Source organism: Leptospirales bacterium (assembly GCA_019694655.1).
Classification (GTDB): Bacteria; Spirochaetota; Leptospiria; order Leptospirales; family Leptonemataceae; genus SSF53.
Genome location: JAIBBN010000005.1, coordinates 32,080 through 49,405 on the forward strand (window position 1 = coordinate 32,080; position 17,326 = coordinate 49,405).

Consider the following 17,326-nt stretch of genomic DNA (forward strand, 5'->3'; position numbering starts at 1 on the left):
CGACCGCGCTGCGCGGCCCTCCACCATGGCCGCCCGTCGCCAGCAAAGCAACGCAGCGCGGCCAGCAGGGCGGCGGCCGCGACATTCCGCAACAGCTGGCGCAGCGCCGCTGCCAGCGGCGGAAGCAATTGTCGAGGCGGCAGCCTCCATACTGGAGACGCGCAGCGTTCAATTGCAGCAAATCGAACGCTCGCGAATGGCGCGCTGGTTTTTTGGCGCACTGTTTCTCGCACTGCTGGCCCTGATTGGCGTTATGACGCTGCCCTATGTGCACGCCGTGGTGATCGGCCTGATTGTCGCTGGCGCTTTCTATCCCATGCTGGATTGGCTCTTGCGGCGCTTGCGCTTTGGCCGACAGGGCGCCGCGCTGGCGGCGACGCTGGTCGTGGTGCTTGCGGTGTTCCTGCCGCTTGGCTATGTCGCCGGTCAACTGGTGGTGGAAGCCGCCGCACTCTACGATCGCGCCAACGAACTCTTGAGCGCTGAACGGGTTCGCGAGCTGCTGTTTGGCCGAGGGTGGTTCCCCGATGCAGCTCGACGCATTTTCAGCTACTTCAACATGGATTACACGCCGCATCGTATGGAGGCGCTGCTCCTCGATCTGCTGCGCACCGCAACCAGCGAGGCGGTGTCGCGCGTGAATTCTCTGCTGGGCAATCTGGTGGACCTGGTAGTTCAAATTGCGGTGATGCTGGTGGTAATCTACGGCATGTTTCGTCATGGGCCAAACTTGAAGCGTTTCTTGCTGGAACTCTCGCCGCTGCCGGAAGAGGAGAGCGAACTCTTGATCCAGCGTTTCAATCAAATGAACTACGTCACGATGGCCGGCAACGGCATCGGCGGCATTCTGCAAGGCGGACTTGCCGGATTTGCTTTCTGGTTTTTGGGCTTCGAGTCGGCTTTGCTCTGGACAGTGATCATGTCCATCCTGGCGTTCCTGCCGTTGATTGGCATGTCCATCGTATACATTCCGGCGTCCATTTACCTGCTGGCGCTTGGACGCTACGGCGAGGGAATTTTTCTTTTTCTATTTTGCTCTGCGGTTTCACTGATAGTTGAGAACTGGTTCAAGCCGATCTTTGTAGGAGCAAGCGTCGAGATCAATTCGGTGGTTGTGCTTCTGAGTATTGTCGGCGGACTGTCGGCCTTTGGTCCGGTAGGCATCTTTTACGGTCCGCTGATTATTAGTCTGTTTATGACAATCGTCAACCTCTACCACGCGCGCTATGCCAGCGTCTACAATCAGCGCCGCTGATTGGGGCGATGGTTGAGGGACGAGTCTCAGGGCCGGCGCGCATCCAGCGCAGCGCGGGCCTTGCCTCCGACGGCAAGGACCAGGCGTTGATCAACGGAAGATCACCGAATGCTTTAACGGCGCTCCGCGGTTCCCCGCTCGATCAAAGAGTTCAGCCTGCAATTGGCGGCGGCCCGCTTGCAATAGTTCAGTCGGGCCGTAGATAGCAAGTCCGCCGCGGTCCGGATCGTACTCGCTGATGGCCGGGCGGCCGTCGATCCACACGCGGCTGCGGTCGCCATCGATTCCGGCGCCTGCATCGCTGGCCGGCAAAATCAGTCGGCGCCCGACCGCGGCGAGGCTCGGCGCGCGTCCCCAGCGCGGCGTAGCCCTGTCCTCCAACAGCATGATGATGCCGCTGATGCGACCATGAAAGCACCGCTTGCCCGCAGAGCACTGGTCCCTCTCATCCAGCATGAATAGACGACCGTTATTCAGGATGAACAGCCGCGTACGCGGATTTTGGTCGGCCTGAATTTCGCCGCGGTAGCCGCCGAGGAAATCCTGGCGCGCCGGTCCAAGCAGATAGGCGGAACCCAGCTGGCGTAGGCCCGCTGGCAGCGGCGGCGTCTTACGCTCCACGCTGAGCGTGAGGCGCGTGGCTTCAAAGACACTGCGCTCGCCAAAATGCAATTGCAGCCGATGGTCCGCGCTTTGCAGTAGCAGTTCGCTCTCCGGCCGCAGATTGGCGGCCGGTATTGCTTGTTGCAGAAAAGGCCTGGCATCCGCCGCCAGTGCAAGCGTGAGAACGCTTTCATTGCCGCCTGCGTCGCGGGCGCGGATTTCCAGCTGCGCCGGGGAGGCCGGCGGCCGCAACAGTCCGCCCTCTTCGCTGTCCAGAAAACGGAGCAGTCCGGGCAATCGCTCAAAAAGATTGTAGCAGTACTGCGAATCGCGCCCAATGCGCGACTCTTCAGCATAGAAGAGTCCAAGCTGCGCATGCGCGGGCAACCTGGTCATGCTGCGCAGTTCAAAGTGAAATCGCCGTCGACCATCGAGCAGCATTTCCAGCGCGGCCAATCCCAGGCGCGAGCGCCCTGAGGGATCGTAGGCGATCAGCCGCAGTCGAATCGGACCATTGATGTGCAGTCCGTTTGCTCCCTGCAGCGCATAGCGCTGTGCGCCCGAATGGCGGGGCAAGGCGCGCAGCTTTAGCTGCAGGCCAGCGCCCTGTCCGTTGATCAACACGCCGGGAGCGCCTGGCTCTATGCGCAGCTCCCGGAACACAGGCGCCGTTGTATCATGATTACGGATGCCAAATTGCAGCGGATCCAGCGAGAGCCCTTCGTGCCAGAGTTCGTAGTGAAGATGGGGCAGACCGGCGCCGCTTTCGCCGCTGAATCCGATGGTCTGGCCCGCTCGCACAGGCAGGGCGCCGGCGCCTGGAAAGAAATCAAACTCTTGCCGCAAGGCAGCGCGCTCTGCTATCGACTGCAAAGCCGGGGCCGCCAGCAAATCCGGAGCAAAGCGGTCGAGGTGCAAATAGTGAGTGCTGTATTCGTTGGCGTGCCGCAGGAAGATGGCAAAGCCTGCGCCATAGCGACTGAACAAGATTCGCTGAACTTCGCCATCGCCGGCGGCAAAGACCGGAATGCCCGTTCGGGTCGCCGTACTGATATCAATTCCGTAATGAAAATTGCCATAGCGATATTCGCCAAAACTGCCAGTTACCCCCAGCGGCAAATCGAGCAAGCGGTCCGGCGATGGCGGCGGCGCATCCTGCAAGCCTGGCGGACGCAGGGCCGCATCCGAAGCCGCCAGGCAGCCGCTCAGCCAGCTCAGGCACAAGACCGCGACGCATCCGCCGCCAAAAGAGCTGGCGTTGCTTCGACAGGCGCGGAGCATCGTAGCAAGCGGACGCAGCAGAAACATGTGGTATGTATACATCATTCAGGCCAGTAACGGCGCGCTCTATACTGGAATTACCACCGATCTGCAGGCGCGATTCCGCAAGCATCAGCAGGGCCGGGGCGCCCGCTTCTTTCGAACCACAGCGCCAGTGGCCATTGTCTATGCCGAGCGCAAACGAGAAAAAGGCGCCGCGCTCCGGCGCGAGGCGACAATCAAGGCCTTGAGTCGCCAGAAAAAGCTGGCTCTGGTGCGCGCCGGTCGGCAGAGCATCCCGCATGCCGACCTTGTTCCAAAAAATCGTAGAAGGCCAGATCCCCTGTCACCGCGTGGCGGAAGATGAGCGCCACCTGGCCTTTCTGGACGTTAAGCCGCTGAAGCGCGGCCACACCCTGGCGATTCCCAAGCAGCCCATCGACTACATCTTCGATATGCCCGCCGAGGAGTTCAGCGCCCTGCAACTCTTTGCCCGACGCGTCGCGCTGGCGCAGCGCAGCGCAATTGCCTGCAAGCGCATTGGCGTGGCCGTCGTCGGACTGGAAGTTCCGCATGTGCACATTCACCTGATCCCGCTGGACCAGATCGATGATACCAATTTTGCGCGTCCGCGGCTGGCTTTCAGCGAGCAGCAGTTTGCCGAGACCGCCGCTGAAATCCGCAAACACTTTGTATAGCATGCTGCGGCCTGGCGCCGTCTTTGGAAGAGAGCGTCAGGCAAGCAGAGCCTTTTCAATGGGCGCGGCAAGCTCTTCCGGTTTGACCTGCGGAGCGTAGCGTGCAATAACCTGACCATCGCGGCCAACCAGGAACTTTGTAAAGTTCCATTTGATCGCCTCCGTACCAAGCAAGCCGGCGCGTTCGCTTTTCAAGAAGCGGTAAAGGGGGTGCGCGCCCTCGCCGTTGACATCCACTTTGGCGAACATTGGAAATTCCACGCCGTAGTTCAAGGTGCAGAATTCCTGGATCTCGCGCTCCTCGCCGGGCTCCTGCTGGCCAAATTGATTGCAAGGGAAGCCCATAACCACCAGGCCTTTTTCGGCAAACTTGCGATGCAGCTCCTCGAGCCCCGAGTACTGCGGCGTATATCCGCATTGACTGGCGACATTCACAATGAGCATCGCCTTTCCGCGATATCGCTCCAGGCTGTGCGCACTCCCATCGATGGCGCGGACTTCGATCTCATAAATGGACTGGCTCATACCTCTTCCTCTCCGTGTCCCTCTTGGCTATCCGGTTTGTAGTCCAGATGAAACAATTCCTGCCACTCGCGGTTGGCCGCGATGCGCACGCCATAAAAGCGACGCTTCTTCTGCAGCAAGAAACTGCGGTGCTCCAGCCAATCGCCGCTGTTGAGCAGCCGCAGTTCCGGCAGGCAAAGCGGCGTGTGTGTATGACCGCAAATAAGGATGCGGTCCCTCTGTCGGCTGATACGACTCAATTTGCGATAGAAGTGCAGCTCTTCTTCGGGAGTTGCCGGGTCCTGTCGATTTAAGTGCGAGTCGTAGAATCGCTCGGCAAAGCGGAAGGCGCGCGGCGACAGCAGGCCCATCAGATGCAGCAGGCGAAGTCCAAAGACATTGAGCGCCCAGGTCAGACGATTGTATTGGCCCTGGTGGCCGTGGATTGCCGTCCACCCATCGCCGCTGGCCTGCTCGGCAATTTCCCAGCCGCGCTGCAGCAGGCGCCGTTCCACGTCGCGATGCAGTTTCATCGTGAAGGCAGTCGTATCATGGTTGCCAACAATATAGATTTTTCGCCCCCCCGAGGCGCCTATGGCATCCAGGCGATCAAATAGCTTGGAGAATCTTTTTTCGTTGCGCTGGATCATCTCAACGCCGTCGAAGAACCAGTTCTCGATGATGTCGCCGCCAAGGCAGATGGTTACGAATTTGATCTTCCGCCTGGCGAGGCGATCCAGCAAACGAAATAGTTCTTTATGGTGGTGCGGTTTGATTCGCTTGTCCAGAAGATAGTGGACATCCGAAAGGAAGAGTCCCTGATAGGTTTTCCCGCGTTTCAATTTCATGACAGAAGCGCTTCGCTCAGCCTTGCGCCAGCAGGCTGTTGAAAAAGTCCGTCCATGTCGCTCTGCAGCCATCGATACGGCGAACCAAATTCGCTCCGGCGTGCAAAAGCTGCGACGCAGATGGCCCTGTAAGGCGCCGCTTCCGACGCAAGTTCCTGCCGCGCGCCGGCGGGCTGTGTTTCATTCGTCCGTTAGGTCAATGACAATGGCTGTAAAGTCGTCCTCCATGGAGTCCTGGCGACGAAACTGCAAGATTTCGCCGTGCAAACGATCCAGGAATTCGGACGGAGCAAGTTCTGTCGACGCGGCCAGCAAGCGTTGCAGACGCTCCTCGCCAAATAGCTGACCATCTGGATTTCTCGCTTCGTAGAGCGCGTCGGTATAGAGGAACAGGCGATCGCCCGGCGTCAGCGCAACCTGCAAATTTTGGTACCGCAGATCAGGGGTTAGCGCCAGCGCCCGGCCTGACGCCTGCAGCAGCTGTACGGCGCCGCGGCGCAGCAGCATACTGGGCGGATGCCCGGCGGAGGCAATGGCGGCGCTGCGCCGATCGGAGCTGATACGCACGAAACAGCAGGTCAGAAAATTGCCGGCAGTGCGATCATTGAGATAGGCGTTGGCCCGACTGAGCGCTTGCGCCGGGTCGGCTGCGGCGTCGGCGGCCGAGCCAAGAGTGATCTGTCCCATGGTGGCGACCAGCGCCGCGGAAACGCCGTGTCCGGCGACGTCGGCCACGTAGGCGCTCAGTGATCCATCGCGATGCAGCGTGACATCGTAGAAGTCGCCGCCAATTTCCTGCAGCGGCTCGTAGCGTGCAGCCAGGGTAAGACCGGGGACTTCTGGCAGAAACGCAGGGAGGATACTCTGCTGGATGCGCCGGGCATGTTCGGTTTCGCTCAAGTAGGCGCGCTCCGCCGATTTCAGCGAGAGCAGATTGCGCAGGATTGATTGAAGTTCGCCGTCATGGAAGGGTTTGGCCAGGAATGCATCCACGCCAGCCGCAGCGGCTTCCTGGCGGGTTCCTTCTTCGCTCCAGGCGGTCAACATCAGGATCGGCGCGCTGCGCGTGCGATCCTGTCGACGCACTTCGCGCACCAGGTCCAGGCCGCTCTGATCGCCCATCATGTAATCGGTGATGAGAAGATCAGGACTTTCGCGCCGCAGCAGCAATAGCGCCTCCTGTACGCCGCTGGCGGTTAGCGTGCGGTATCCCTCTCGATGTAAAAGGTGAATCAGATAATTGCGCAGATCGGGATGATCTTCTACGATCAAGATTGTGGCGTTGCGCGCCAGATTGATAACGGTTTCTTGATTGCGAAATTCGGCGGGCGCCGCTGCGACCGAGGCTTCGGCGCCGCTGGCCACATCGCTCAATTCTACCAGCGCCCGCAAGCGGCCTTCATGAAAATGGCGACGCAGCGGCGTCGTATTGGGCGGAGCGGCCGGCAGCCAGAACCAGAATTCGCTGCCGGCGCCGCGCGTGCTGCGCAAACCAACTTCGCCGTTGTGCATCTCGATCAGCTCTTTGACCATTGCCAGACCAAGGCCGGAGCCTTCCTGTCCCAGCAGGCCGATTTCGCTGTGGCTGAAACGACGAAAGAGCTCGGCCTGGCGATCTTCGCTCACGCCAATCCCGGTGTCGCTAACGGCAACGAGTACGCCGCCGCGTTCAGCGCTGGCCCGCACCACAACGCGTCCGCCTGCGGGCGTGAATTTCAGCGCATTGGAGAGGTAGTTGTAAACGCATTTGTCAAGTTTGTCGGGGTCGGCCAGAACTACGGGCAAATCTTCGCCCAGCTCGCGGTCCAGATTGATGCCACGCGACTGGGCGTAGGGCGAAAAAGCCGAGAGACTGGCCTCCAGAAAAGCGCTGATTGGCAGCGGTTGCGGATCAAGCTGCATCTGCCCGGCGGCAATTTTCTGCATGTCCATCAAACGATTAACCAGACGTAACAGCCGGCGAGAGTTGGCCAGCACCATGCCGGCAATGTCCGGCGGCAGCGCCTCGTTGCGCTTGTGCGCGGACTCCAGAGGACCGTGGATCAAGGTCAGGGGCGTTCGCAGCTCATGGGAGACGCTCTGAAAGAATGCGGTTCGACGAAGATCCAGCTCTTCCAGCTGACGATTTGCATCGCGCAGCATCTGCGTCTGCGCTTCCACTTCCTTTTCAAGGTGATGGCCCAGGTGCTCGCTGCGCTCCAGGCTGCGCGCAAAGCGTCCGGCCTGGATTGCCGATTGTAGTGAAAGAAAAATGAAGAACGCGGCGTGGGCCAGTCGCGGACCGTTGTAAACCAATTGCTGCACCAGTATGTCGTTGATGCCGGCCAGGCAGAGCAGCAGGATCCCCGCTGACATCAAGCGGGCGCCGCGCCGGCGCCGCCAGACAGCGACAAAAATGGCCAGCGCGCAGTAGGCCAGCAGCGCAGCCATGGGAAAGAGGAAGAAGGCCAGCGCTTTGCTGGCGCTCAACAACGAGGCAAACAATGCGTGCAGGCTGAAGCCGCCAGCCAGCAAGGCGACGCCAATGCTTACGCGCCGCTGGAATTCGCGCGGAAAGAGTCGACGCAAAAACTCCACAAATGCGAATGTAAGAATATATATACCAATGTAGGTGGCGCGCGCATGGATTGGAAAGATGGCCTCGCCGGGAAAAAGCGTCGGTAGAAGCGCCGCGTTGTCATTGACGCGCGTCAAGAAGGCCAGGCAAAGCAGCGCAAAGTACAGACTGCCGACATCGCGGCGGCGAAAGATCCAGAGCATCAAATGATAGATGCCCAGACCAAGTGCGAGGCCGAGCACGCTGATGTCCTGCACCAGCTGTTCGGCGCGCAATTGCCACAATTGCTCCGCCGATCCGGTCAACAGGGGATGCGTTGGACCGCCATAGACAGAGTGAAAGTTGCTGATTTGCAGCACAATTTCGCGTCGATGGCGACATTCCTCGGTAATCGGCAACAGCAGCGGACGGTAGCCTGGACGCTCCGAAGCGGCGGAGCTGCCCGGCGCGCCGGAAGATTCATCGATCGAGGCGCCGCACATCAGGCGCACTGCGTTGCTGGCCCAGCGCAGACTCAACAATGCCTCGCGGTCGAAATCGCCCTGCCAGCGCAGTCGCAGCGTCGCGAAACGTTGCTGCGCCTGGCCAGGCAGGTCCCAGCGCGCCGGAACATGAAAGTACGCGCGTTCGCGCTGCAGCTGGTCCTGCAAGGCAGGCCGGTCGAAGTCCGCCGGCGTATAGAGTCGATCCCAGTAGATTTCCCACTGGCCGCCAATGCTCCGCGGTCCGGAATGGGAGGCAGCGTCCTGCAGATTGACCAGACCGCGCTGCGCCTGAAAGGGCGTCGCAGGCTGGCAGAAACTCAGCAAAAACAGCAGCGGACTCGCCAGCAGAATCAGCGTGATTCTGCGGACGAGTCTGGCCATGGCGACGCCGCCTCTGAGATCAAATGCCGCGAGCGCTGCGCATGGCGCAGGCTTCGGCGACCAGGCGCGCTCCAAGGAATTCATAGACTGGAAGCACATCCAGTCCCGTTGCGGCGACGCCTGTTGCCGAGTCGGCGACGTTCATCATGGTTGCTCCGCTGGGCAGTACGGATTGCACCTTCTGCAGCAACGGCTGCACATGTCCTTTGGCGACCACTGCATACTGTTCCAGCTGCTCGCTCAGCTGACCGAAGACGCTGGTCGCCTGTCCGAGTGCATCGCCGCCGGCAAAGGCCGAAAATTTGGAAGCGATGCTGGCATTCTGTGAATTCATCAGCTTCTTAAACAATCCGGCGCCGGCCTCCGCCAGGTTGTCGGCAAAGGGAAGAGCCACATCCGCAGCCACATAGTAGGTGGCGATTTCCACGCCTGCCGGAAGCTCTTTGAATAGACTCAGCTTCTGTGCTACGTCGCCGGGGAAAAGACGGTAGATCATATAAGCCAGCCCTACGCCTTTTAAAGCGGCATCCGCAGCCTGGGTGTCATCCGCTTCAAAAGTCCGCTTGCGCGGCGCGCTGCCAAACAGCGAGAGCAGATTCTTTACGCCGGTCAGTCCAGCAATCAGCTTGTCGCTGGTATCCAGGGCTTCGGCCACCCACAAGGCCTTGCTGCCATCGTCGGCGGCGGCCAGGGCTCGTGTTTTTTCCAGATCGCCGCCGACGCGTTGCACAGCGCCATCCAGCGTATTGTAGAACTGATAGGGGGGGCCTCCTGGCAGAGTATTGAAAATCGTTCCGCAGATCTTAACTGTAAGATCGTCCTGGTTGAATTTTCCAAGGGATTGTTCCAGGTTTGCCGCCATTTTCAGTAGTACTCCTCAGGTAGGTTGCGCCGGGGGCGCGGGTCACAAAGCTTTGCCAGGCATCGCAAAATCGGAAGCGATTTTTTTCAATTTTGCTGCAATCCATCGCCGCTCGACCGGCGTGCAAAAGGAGTTGCGGTCCTTACATAGCGAAGATGCTTTCCCCGCAGACGCCGGCATTCTGGCGCAGGGAGCAGGCATGAGCACGACTCGCAAAGGCAGCGGCTGGGAACTCTTGCAATCATGGTGGATCTTGCTGACGCTGGTTCCGACGCTGAATGGCCCGGCTTTCCTGATTGCCGGCCTGCTGGTGCGACGGGCGAAGCTCCTGATTGCCGGCGCGCTCTACCTCGGGCTGACGGTCGCCTTTGTTGCATACCTTCCAGGCACGGAAGAGGGCGCGGCCCCGGCGGCGCCCTGGGTCGACTATCTGATCGGCGCGTGGTTTCTCGCCTGGCCAGTCTCCTTCATACATGCCTTACTTTCGCGCAAAGAATACCTGATACTGGCGGAAGCGCGCAGCGAAGCGTCCAGTCGTGAAACCGATCGCTTGCGCACGCGCGTGACCGCCTCCGCCGGGCTCTCGGCCAATCGCATCGACGAGCAGTTGGTTGATTTCAACGATAACGATGTTACCGTGCGCTTGCTGCGCACGCTCTTTGGCGTACTGCCCTTTGCGCCCGATTTTCGCACTTACTTCAATGTCGAAGGCGCTGTACGCCGGCTCAATCCGGCGGCGGACGCCAGCGTCGTCCAGCGCGCTACAGTCATCGCCGCCGAAGAGCCCTACGCGCAGGTGGTCAAGACCGGGCGCGCTCTCGATGCCATTGATAGCGGTCTGGGCGTCTTCACCGGCATCAAGAACGTCTATGATCGAATCAAAGAGAAAAATCAGCGCACCTTCGAGGCGGATCCGCAGCAAGCGGCCGATGCCGCCATCAAGGCGCTATCAATTGGCTATATGATTACTCGGCTCTTTCCGGGCGGGCCCGTGGATAAGGTTAAGGCCTTCCTAGATCTTCCAGCCGGCCAGGAGCTTGCGCTGTACTTTGCCAGCGTGGAGCTGGCGCTGCCCTTTACTGATAACCTCATGGAGGAGGGCGCTCAGTTGATCGGACGCATCATCGAACAGCATCGTCCGGCCATGGAGCAACGCTTCTCATCCTTTACCAACGCCAGCGCAGCGCAGGAAGCGCAAAGCGTGTTGGGCGAGCTGACGGCGCGCGTCGGTCAGGCTCTGTCTCAGGTGAAGCTCTACGTTGATCCCCTGGCTCAGAAGCTGCAAGCATACATGCCTTCGATCATGAACGCAGCGGACTCGGTGAGCGGCGGGATTGCCACGGCGGTCGATCTGCTTCCGGCCTACCGTTTGCTGTGCGCTCGCCTGGCGGCGGAAGCGGCGGCCAGGAAAGCGCTCCAGGCCTGAGGCCTTATATGTGGTACAAAGCGGCGGCGCCGATTCAGCGCCGTGCGCCAGCGTTGTCTTCTGCTTCCTGTTCCAGCGAATCGTCGTCGCTATCCAGGTCATCGAAGTACTGATCGAGCGGGTCTGATGCATCGAACCCTTGCTCTGCGTCCGCTGTTTCGTCAGCTTCGTTTCCTGGATCATCAGCCGGAGGACTGAGCAGTCTCTGCATTGCGGCTACGATTGCGCCCAGGCTGGCGCCGGCCAGATGCGACTCCCAGGAAATGCCATCATTGCGCGGAAAGATTCCCCAGAGCATTCCTCCATAAAAAATTCCCAGCAGAAGCCCAATGGCAAGCGCCGCCCGATCGCGGTAGAGCAAGCCGGCCACACAGAGTTGTGCGGCAAGGCCATAGACAAGGCCGCTTGCGCCCAGGTGGATCTCCGGTCGCGCCAGGCCCCAGACCAGCAGTCCGCCAGCGAACCAAAATGTTGTAAGACCGAGCAGCGCGAGACGACCAAAGAGGTAGATCGTCGCCGCGAACAGAAAAAAAAGCGGAACGAGATTGGAGATCAGATGGAGCGTGGAGGCGTGCACGAGCGGAGCTGTAATCAATCCCGGCCAGGGCGGCCAACGCCCGGCCTGAATTCCAAACTCTTGCGCTTGCCGGCCCGAAAGCGCCAGCAACGCCTGCGCCGCAGCCAGCAACAGAACAAGCAGGCTCGCTGCGCCAAGGGCACCCCGGCCGCTACATCTTGGTCTGGCTTCGCGCAATCGCACGCTTATCTGATACCGATTCGCCGGCCGCGCGTCTACGTATAAATAGAAGGAATCATGAATCCACCAACGATCCCGCCTCGACGTCGCACGGAGCGAGTCGCGCCCTACTTCGCCGGCCTATTTTTGGTGCTGCTCTCCGCCTCCGGCGGCGCCCTGGCCTTCTACAACTACGAGATATCGATGCAGAATGCCCGCCGATCGACGGGCGACATGCTGGCGGCCATTGCCCGTTCGGCGGCGGGCGCGCTGGATGGCGATCAACTGTCGCGCCTCTACGGCATCGACAGCGAAGGTCAGCCTGATGTGCGGCGCTTTGCTGGCGCCGAGCAGCGCGATGACTTTCAATTCTTGCGCCGGCAGCTACAGACGGCGATTGACGCTCAGCGCTTTCTGGGCTTCAGCTCCAACAATCTCTATGTGTTTGTCAAGGATCCCGAGCAGCCCGGGCAATTGCGCTGGGCGCTTATGGCCCATGCCCGTCCGTTTGTCGGCGAACGCTATGCAGCGCGACTTGAAATGGACGAGGTCCTTGCCGGGAAAGCGAGCTCGGCCTTCACCAGCATCTACCTCTCTTCTGCCTCCGGTCGCGAATGGATTTCAGCCTATGCACCCATTCGCGATAGCCGCGGCGCTATTGTTGGCCTTTTGGAAGCGGCCCTCGATGTGGCCAGCGTGCAACGCGCCGCGCGCGCACAGGCCGATCGAACCCTTGGCTTTGCCATCGGGGTGATTGCGATTGTGTTCACGGCGATGTTCGCTCTTTTGCATTACCTGCTGCGTGCGCGTCAGGCGCGCAATCAGGTCGAACGCATCAATCGCGAGATGCGAGTTGCCAATCTCAATTTGAATTTTGCCAATCAAGACCTCAAAGCCGAACGGGAACGGCTGGCGCACCCGCCAGGTGAAAAGGCGATGCTGGCGGCCTTTCAGGCCGAGAAGAGCGAGTACCGGCTGGCCGCGGCGCCCCATCTTATTGAGGAGTGGCTGCGGCGGACGACGGCCAATCTGCCGGCGCGTTTGCATGCCAAGGAAATCGATACATTGCGCGCCGCACTGCGCGCCCTGCTGCAACATTTCGCCGAAGAGCGGGAGGGCGAGCTATTGAGATTGAGTTCGCTTCTGGGGCGACATAGCTTTTCGGTGCGCATCGCAGGCGTAACTGCCGAGGATGGGCTGCTGCAGCAGACCGGCGTAAGCGCCGTTTTTGATCGGATCGAGCGTCGTCAATCGCCAGCGGCAATCGAACTTCATCGACAACTTGTCGGCGACTGAGCGCAGCGGCCAGTTCGCGGATTCAGAAGCGAATAGGCAATGAAAGCAAACTGAGCGCTTCCAGAGGTACGCCGCGAACCCACAGACTCATGTGCAGGTGAGCCCCGGTGACGTTGCCAGTGGCGCCGGCCGCTCCAAGCAGCTGACCGGCTTGAACGTACTGGCCCTCGCTTACATTGAAGCGATTCATATGCATGTAACCGGTAAAAATTTTGTTGCCGTGGTCAATGACGATGAAGTTGCCCTCGCCGCGCATTCGTTCAGCGCAGACGACGCGACCATTGGCCATGGCAAAAATCGGATCGCCGATTCGGCCGCGTAAATCAAGGCCGCGATGTCGATAGGATCCCGTTGAATCCTGGATGCGTCGACGATTGCGGTAGAAAAAACGGTAGATGCGTCGCAAGGTAAAGAATTGCGAAGTAATTTTATGCGAATCGCGCGGATGAGCAGTGCGATTGGTCAGCATGTTGGCGCTGTTCAAGGCAAATACGCGCGCCTTCTTCTCTCCCTCGCGCCGCGCCTGTTCGGCGCGCTGCGCGACAATAGCCGGATCAGCCGTTCTTCTGCTTTCCGGAGGTCCGACGTTTACGCGCCAGGCGGTCGCCGGAAATGCCGTGCGACGGACCGCAACATTGTATCCATACTGATGAATGGCAGGCTGCGCGCCAAAGCGCAGTTCGAGGCGCTGTCTACCTGCGCCGCTATCCGGCGCCAGGGCAAAGACCGCGGCGTAACCGAAGCGCGTCGCCGTCAGCGGCACAAGCTCTCCGCCGAACTTTGCTTCGATGATGGAATGAGCGGGGAGGGCCGGGCGACCGGAGGGCGGAAGAATCTCCAGATATGCGGCATTACCCTGCGCGAAGCTGCGCGCATAGAGGCGAGCCTCGAAATCGGCATTGCGGAAGATCAATTTGGCCGGCGCCGGCGCATTGTAGTTGAGCGGCAGCAGCGTTTGCGTTTCGGGTCCCATCGGTCGCCAGCGCTGTCCTACTGGTTCTGGGCGATGGGCAGGCTGCGCTCGGCTGCGGCGCACGCCGACCTTCAGCGTGCGACCAGCCTGCAACGTTTGACCGGGGCGCAGTCCATTCATCTGTCGCAAGCGCTGCAGGGGCACGCGGAATTTCTGGGAAATGCCGCTCAGCGTGTCGCCGTTGCGTACGCGGTAGTAGTCGGGACGACCCTCGGCATGCGCCGCCGGTCCGAGGAGAATTGCCGGGAGCAACAGCAGCGTCAAAGTCAGCCGCCGCCCAGAGAACAGCCAGGGTCGTTGAGCGTTGCCGACGATCATTGCTTTAGTTTTCGACAAAATGCGCCTCAAAATGCCGGTTTTTTTGGGCTCCTGAGCGTGTCACAGCAGGCGCCTTTTGCGGCAACAACAATCGGCGCGGCGGCTCTACAGATCGAGCGGAAGCGCCTCAGTTTTCCGGCATTTTCTCGGAAATACCTTGTCAATTCCATCGGAAGACCGAGTATGCGGTCCCGTTTGCGAGAGGAGGAAAGTATGCAACGATGGATGCGCCTTAGCAATATATTTCTGCTCACGACGCTTTTGGCCGCGGGAATCTCCTGCGCCAGCGCCGGGGGCGTCGCTTCCGGCGTCTCGGGCCAGGTGCGGCTGCTGACTGTAACCAATCAAACTGGCGGTACGCTCAAACTGCTCTTTATTTCGCCTTCGGACAGCCAGTACTGGGGTCCCGATGTACTGGGCGCTACACGGACCCTGGCCCAGGGCGCCAGCGCCGGTTTCTATCTGCACTACGCTGCAGCCTGCGGACGCTTTGATATTATGGGCGTGCACACCGATAACAGCACCTTCCGTATTCAGGGCTTTGAAGTCTGTGATGACCGTCAGAACCAATCCGTCGCCCTGCAGAGCTCCCATTCGGCGGACCCCCTGGGCGGCATGCGCCTGGCCAAGTTGCGTTTTCGCAATATTGCCAGTCAGACAATGCGACTTGTTTTCGTCTCGCCGCATGATTCGCGTTCGTGGGGCGTCGACTTTCTGGGACAGACAACCACCCTGGCCCGCGGCCAGACTCTGGAACTTGTTATCCCTACCTCCCAGGAGGCTGTTCGCTACAATGTGATGGCAGCCGGCGAAGACGATCGTCAGTACACCTTCAATATTGATATTGATCGGAGCAGCGAGACATTCACTTTTCCGATCGAGGATTCCGATTTGCGCCAGTAGGCGCTGCACAGCGTCGCAAAATCGATTGCAGTCGACGCTGCAGGGAGGGGACGTCGCGCGTCTGGCATTCCCAGATGACCGCCGTCCTCCAGCCAAGCCGATTCAACTGCCGTCGTCGGCTGCGGTCGCGACGCAGGTTGCCGTCCAGTTTGCGATCCCAGTAGCTGCGATTGCTGGTCGGCCGGCGGGCGTGCTTGCAACCGTCATGGCCGTGCCAGAAGCAGCCGTGCACAAAGATCGCCAGTCGTCTTCTGCGCAGCACCAGATCGGGAATTCCCGGCAATTGGGCGTCGTGCTGTGCAAAGCGATGGCCCATCTGGTGCAAAGCGGCGACGACGCGACGTTCCGGCGCCGTATCTCTGGATGCAACGCTGCGCATCACTGCGCTACGTTGTAGTTTGTCAAAGACATCGCTCATGGCGCGACGGCAGGGCGCGGCCGCAGGCGTTTGCAGAGTGGCGTGAGCAAGTGCTGATCGAGAAAGGCGGCGGCCGGCACGGCGAGGCCATCGCCCGTAAGGCGGTAGGCCTCGTTGGCCCGCTGCGGAAGGATGTAAGTGTCAGGCAGGCCCATCAAACGCGCAGTTTCTCGCGGCGTGAAGAGCCTGCTGCGCGGACGTCCTTTGTGGTATTGCAGCAGGATCTGACGCGACGATCCGCCCGCCGGAGTGCGCAGACAGCCGGCCATACCGTCAAAACGACATTCGGCGCGCACCACCGACCGCCCGTCTTTGTCTCGCCGCGTGCGACGAAAGAGCGCGCCGCAGAAGTCGCCTGCCTTGCGCGCCTGCTCCAGCCGGGCGCGCTGTGTGGCGCTCATCTGGGAAAGCAAATGCGCGGTGCTGGCCGCTGAATCCCACTCGACGTCTTGCTCGTCCAGAATTGCCTCGAGCTGCGGTCTGCCTGCGGTCGGCTCAGGCAAATGGAATGGAATCCAGCGCTCCTGCAAATGCGGCGTTAGACGCTGCCGCAGCCTTTGCAAGGCCGGCGCATCCCACCGAACTTTTTCGGCCTCTCGGCCATTCCCTTCTGCAAGCAGGGCGGCGCGCTCAATGCGCTGCGCATCCACGCCGAGTACGATCAATCGAGGCCGCGATTGCGGCAGAAAGTGGGCCGCATCCAGAGCAAGGGCGCCAATCCAGTAGTCCTCGGCAGCCAGCAGGTCCAGCAATGCCAGCAGATCAGCGCCTTCGCGCCGGCTGGCCAGACCGATAACATTTTCAATTGCAATCAATCCTGGGGCGCGCTGTCCGCGACGCAATTCCTTGATCAGACGCCAGAAGTGAAAAAACACGCCGCTGCGTTCGCCGGCCAGGCCGCGACCGCGTCCGGCCAGCGAAAGATCCTGACAGGGGAAGCTGCTCCAGGCCAGCTCAACATCGTGCGGCAGTTGCTCCAGGCGAAGGGAGGCGACGTCGCCCTCAATCAGCCTGTGCCGGGGAAAATTTGCGCGATAGCTCTGTGACTTGGAAGCCGAAATTTCATTGGCCAGCAGCACCTGCCAGTTGCGTTGCAGCGCGCAAGCCGCCATGCCGCCGCCGGCAAAAAACTCCAGCATGCCTCTGCGCCCCGCCATGGCGAGGACAGCGCGCATGCTTGTTCAGCGCCGGTCAATGACTTCACGCCGGTCTTGACGCCCCTGCCGGGCGCGTGGAGCTGTCGTATGGATTCGCCTGAACAACGCACGGCCCCGCTCTGGCAGGCGACCAGCTCGCTGCTTGGCTTTCGGCATGCGCTCAATCTGTATGCGCCTTACCTGGGCGCTGGCGTCAGCGTCGCCGACTATGATCCGCATTTCCGATGGGTTGAAGTCGAGCTGCGCGATACGTTCTTCAATCGAAATTACGTTGGCTCGCACTTTGGCGGTTCGCTCTACGCGATGTGCGATCCTTTCTATATGTTCCTGCTGATCAATCGGCTGGGCAAGGATTACATCGTCTGGGACCAGGCGGCGCGCATCGATTTCCTGCGCCCGGGTTACGGAACGGTGCGCGCTCGTTTCGAAATTTCCGATGGCGAAATCGAAGCAATTCGCGGCGCCGTGGCGCGCGATCGAAAAACGCAGCGCGAATACGAGGCTCTGGTGCTGGACGCAGAAGAGCGTCCGGTGGCGCGGGTATGGAAGCAACTCTATGTGCGCCGCACTCCTCCGCCTCGCAAGAAAAAGGGCGACGCCGCCGCTCTGTGAACGACGGCGTCGCCGGGTTGCAATGCTCGGGTCC

At 60.5% G+C, this 17,326-nt stretch carries 16 protein-coding genes; 7 read left to right on the top strand and 9 right to left on the bottom strand.

Features of this window, described 5'->3' with window-relative positions; genetic code table 11:
- The first annotated feature begins 25 nt into the window (after positions 1–25).
- On the top strand, positions 26–1,255 hold the full coding sequence (locus tag K1X75_09710) for an AI-2E family transporter (protein ID MBX7058326.1): 1,230 nt from the start codon (positions 26–28) through the stop codon (positions 1,253–1,255).
- A 90-nt stretch (positions 1,256–1,345) separates the two neighbouring features.
- On the opposite strand, the gene K1X75_09715 is transcribed toward K1X75_09710, so the two are convergent.
- A complete protein-coding gene (locus tag K1X75_09715; protein ID MBX7058327.1) occupies positions 1,346–3,166 on the bottom strand; it encodes a M23 family metallopeptidase in 1,821 nt (606 codons plus the stop codon).
- Here K1X75_09715 and K1X75_09720 point away from each other — a divergent pair.
- Together K1X75_09720 and K1X75_09725 are read left to right on the top strand one after the other, a co-directional pair.
- Positions 3,165–3,485, top strand: coding sequence for a GIY-YIG nuclease family protein (locus K1X75_09720; protein ID MBX7058328.1), 321 nt, complete (start codon positions 3,165–3,167; stop codon positions 3,483–3,485). The genes K1X75_09715 and K1X75_09720 overlap by 2 nt on opposite strands.
- The gene (locus K1X75_09725) at positions 3,421–3,816 is read left to right on the top strand and encodes an HIT family protein (protein ID MBX7058329.1); all 396 of its coding nucleotides are present in this window, start codon (positions 3,421–3,423) and stop codon (positions 3,814–3,816) included. Before K1X75_09720 ends, K1X75_09725 begins: the two co-directional genes overlap by 65 nt.
- A 36-nt stretch (positions 3,817–3,852) precedes the next feature.
- Here the strand turns inward: K1X75_09725 and K1X75_09730 are convergent, their stop codons facing one another.
- The 4 genes from K1X75_09730 to K1X75_09745 all read right to left on the bottom strand — a co-directional run bounded on the left by K1X75_09730 (position 3,853) and on the right by K1X75_09745 (position 9,453).
- Complete coding sequence (locus tag K1X75_09730; GenBank protein ID MBX7058330.1) at positions 3,853–4,341, bottom strand: glutathione peroxidase; 489 nt, start codon at positions 4,339–4,341, stop codon at positions 3,853–3,855.
- The gene (locus K1X75_09735; protein MBX7058331.1) at positions 4,338–5,168 is read right to left on the bottom strand and encodes a metallophosphoesterase; all 831 of its coding nucleotides are present in this window, start codon (positions 5,166–5,168) and stop codon (positions 4,338–4,340) included. Before K1X75_09735 ends, K1X75_09730 begins: the two co-directional genes overlap by 4 nt.
- Before the next feature lie 180 nt (positions 5,169–5,348).
- On the bottom strand, positions 5,349–8,591 hold the full coding sequence (locus K1X75_09740) for a SpoIIE family protein phosphatase (GenBank protein MBX7058332.1): 3,243 nt from the start codon (positions 8,589–8,591) through the stop codon (positions 5,349–5,351).
- Positions 8,592–8,610: 19 nt separating this feature from the next.
- Complete coding sequence (locus K1X75_09745) at positions 8,611–9,453, bottom strand: hypothetical protein (protein ID MBX7058333.1); 843 nt, start codon at positions 9,451–9,453, stop codon at positions 8,611–8,613.
- Positions 9,454–9,652: 199 nt separating this feature from the next.
- Here K1X75_09745 and K1X75_09750 point away from each other — a divergent pair, with 199 nt between their 5' ends.
- On the top strand, positions 9,653–10,879 hold the full coding sequence (locus K1X75_09750) for a hypothetical protein (GenBank protein ID MBX7058334.1): 1,227 nt from the start codon (positions 9,653–9,655) through the stop codon (positions 10,877–10,879).
- Positions 10,880–10,913: 34 nt separating this feature from the next.
- On the opposite strand, the gene K1X75_09755 is transcribed toward K1X75_09750, so the two are convergent.
- A complete protein-coding gene (locus K1X75_09755; protein MBX7058335.1) occupies positions 10,914–11,639 on the bottom strand; it encodes a rhomboid family intramembrane serine protease in 726 nt (241 codons plus the stop codon).
- Between the two features lie 54 nt (positions 11,640–11,693).
- Here K1X75_09755 and K1X75_09760 point away from each other — a divergent pair, with 54 nt between their 5' ends.
- Entirely contained in the window at positions 11,694–12,911 is a 1,218-nt protein-coding gene (locus K1X75_09760; GenBank protein MBX7058336.1) for a hypothetical protein, read from the top strand.
- Positions 12,912–12,933: 22 nt separating this feature from the next.
- Here K1X75_09760 and K1X75_09765 read toward each other — a convergent pair whose 3' ends face one another.
- On the bottom strand, positions 12,934–14,202 hold the full coding sequence (locus K1X75_09765; protein MBX7058337.1) for a LysM peptidoglycan-binding domain-containing M23 family metallopeptidase: 1,269 nt from the start codon (positions 14,200–14,202) through the stop codon (positions 12,934–12,936).
- Positions 14,203–14,415: 213 nt separating this feature from the next.
- Here K1X75_09765 and K1X75_09770 point away from each other — a divergent pair, with 213 nt between their 5' ends.
- The gene (locus tag K1X75_09770; GenBank protein ID MBX7058338.1) at positions 14,416–15,105 is read left to right on the top strand and encodes a hypothetical protein; all 690 of its coding nucleotides are present in this window, start codon (positions 14,416–14,418) and stop codon (positions 15,103–15,105) included.
- Here K1X75_09770 and vsr read toward each other — a convergent pair.
- Positions 15,068–15,523 carry a DNA mismatch endonuclease Vsr gene (vsr, locus tag K1X75_09775; protein MBX7058339.1) on the bottom strand — a complete coding sequence of 152 codons (456 nt, stop codon included), beginning with the start codon at positions 15,521–15,523 and terminating at the stop codon, positions 15,068–15,070. The genes K1X75_09770 and vsr overlap by 38 nt on opposite strands.
- Positions 15,520–16,680 (bottom strand): DNA (cytosine-5-)-methyltransferase, encoded by a 1,161-nt coding sequence (gene dcm, locus K1X75_09780; protein ID MBX7058340.1) that lies wholly within the window; start codon positions 16,678–16,680, stop codon positions 15,520–15,522. Before dcm ends, vsr begins: the two co-directional genes overlap by 4 nt.
- An 87-nt stretch (positions 16,681–16,767) precedes the next feature.
- Between dcm and K1X75_09785 the strand changes: the two genes are divergently transcribed.
- Positions 16,768–17,292, top strand: coding sequence for a DUF4442 domain-containing protein (locus tag K1X75_09785; GenBank protein ID MBX7058341.1), 525 nt, complete (start codon positions 16,768–16,770; stop codon positions 17,290–17,292).
- Positions 17,293–17,326 lie beyond the last annotated feature (34 nt).

Coding starts and splice junctions, on each gene's coding strand:
- K1X75_09710 (MBX7058326.1), top strand. CDS start 26: ATGGCCGCCCGTCGCCAGCAAAGCAACGCAGCGCGGCCAGCAGGGCGG.
- K1X75_09720 (MBX7058328.1), top strand. CDS start 3,165: ATGTGGTATGTATACATCATTCAGGCCAGTAACGGCGCGCTCTATACT.
- K1X75_09715 (MBX7058327.1), bottom strand. CDS start 3,166: ATGTTTCTGCTGCGTCCGCTTGCTACGATGCTCCGCGCCTGTCGAAGC.
- K1X75_09725 (MBX7058329.1), top strand. CDS start 3,421: ATGCCGACCTTGTTCCAAAAAATCGTAGAAGGCCAGATCCCCTGTCAC.
- K1X75_09730 (MBX7058330.1), bottom strand. CDS start 4,341: ATGAGCCAGTCCATTTATGAGATCGAAGTCCGCGCCATCGATGGGAGT.
- K1X75_09735 (MBX7058331.1), bottom strand. CDS start 5,168: ATGAAATTGAAACGCGGGAAAACCTATCAGGGACTCTTCCTTTCGGAT.
- K1X75_09740 (MBX7058332.1), bottom strand. CDS start 8,591: ATGGCCAGACTCGTCCGCAGAATCACGCTGATTCTGCTGGCGAGTCCG.
- K1X75_09745 (MBX7058333.1), bottom strand. CDS start 9,453: ATGGCGGCAAACCTGGAACAATCCCTTGGAAAATTCAACCAGGACGAT.
- K1X75_09750 (MBX7058334.1), top strand. CDS start 9,653: ATGAGCACGACTCGCAAAGGCAGCGGCTGGGAACTCTTGCAATCATGG.
- K1X75_09760 (MBX7058336.1), top strand. CDS start 11,694: ATGAATCCACCAACGATCCCGCCTCGACGTCGCACGGAGCGAGTCGCG.
- K1X75_09765 (MBX7058337.1), bottom strand. CDS start 14,202: ATGATCGTCGGCAACGCTCAACGACCCTGGCTGTTCTCTGGGCGGCGG.
- K1X75_09770 (MBX7058338.1), top strand. CDS start 14,416: ATGCAACGATGGATGCGCCTTAGCAATATATTTCTGCTCACGACGCTT.
- vsr (MBX7058339.1), bottom strand. CDS start 15,523: ATGAGCGATGTCTTTGACAAACTACAACGTAGCGCAGTGATGCGCAGC.
- dcm (MBX7058340.1), bottom strand. CDS start 16,680: ATGGCGGGGCGCAGAGGCATGCTGGAGTTTTTTGCCGGCGGCGGCATG.
- K1X75_09785 (MBX7058341.1), top strand. CDS start 16,768: ATGGATTCGCCTGAACAACGCACGGCCCCGCTCTGGCAGGCGACCAGC.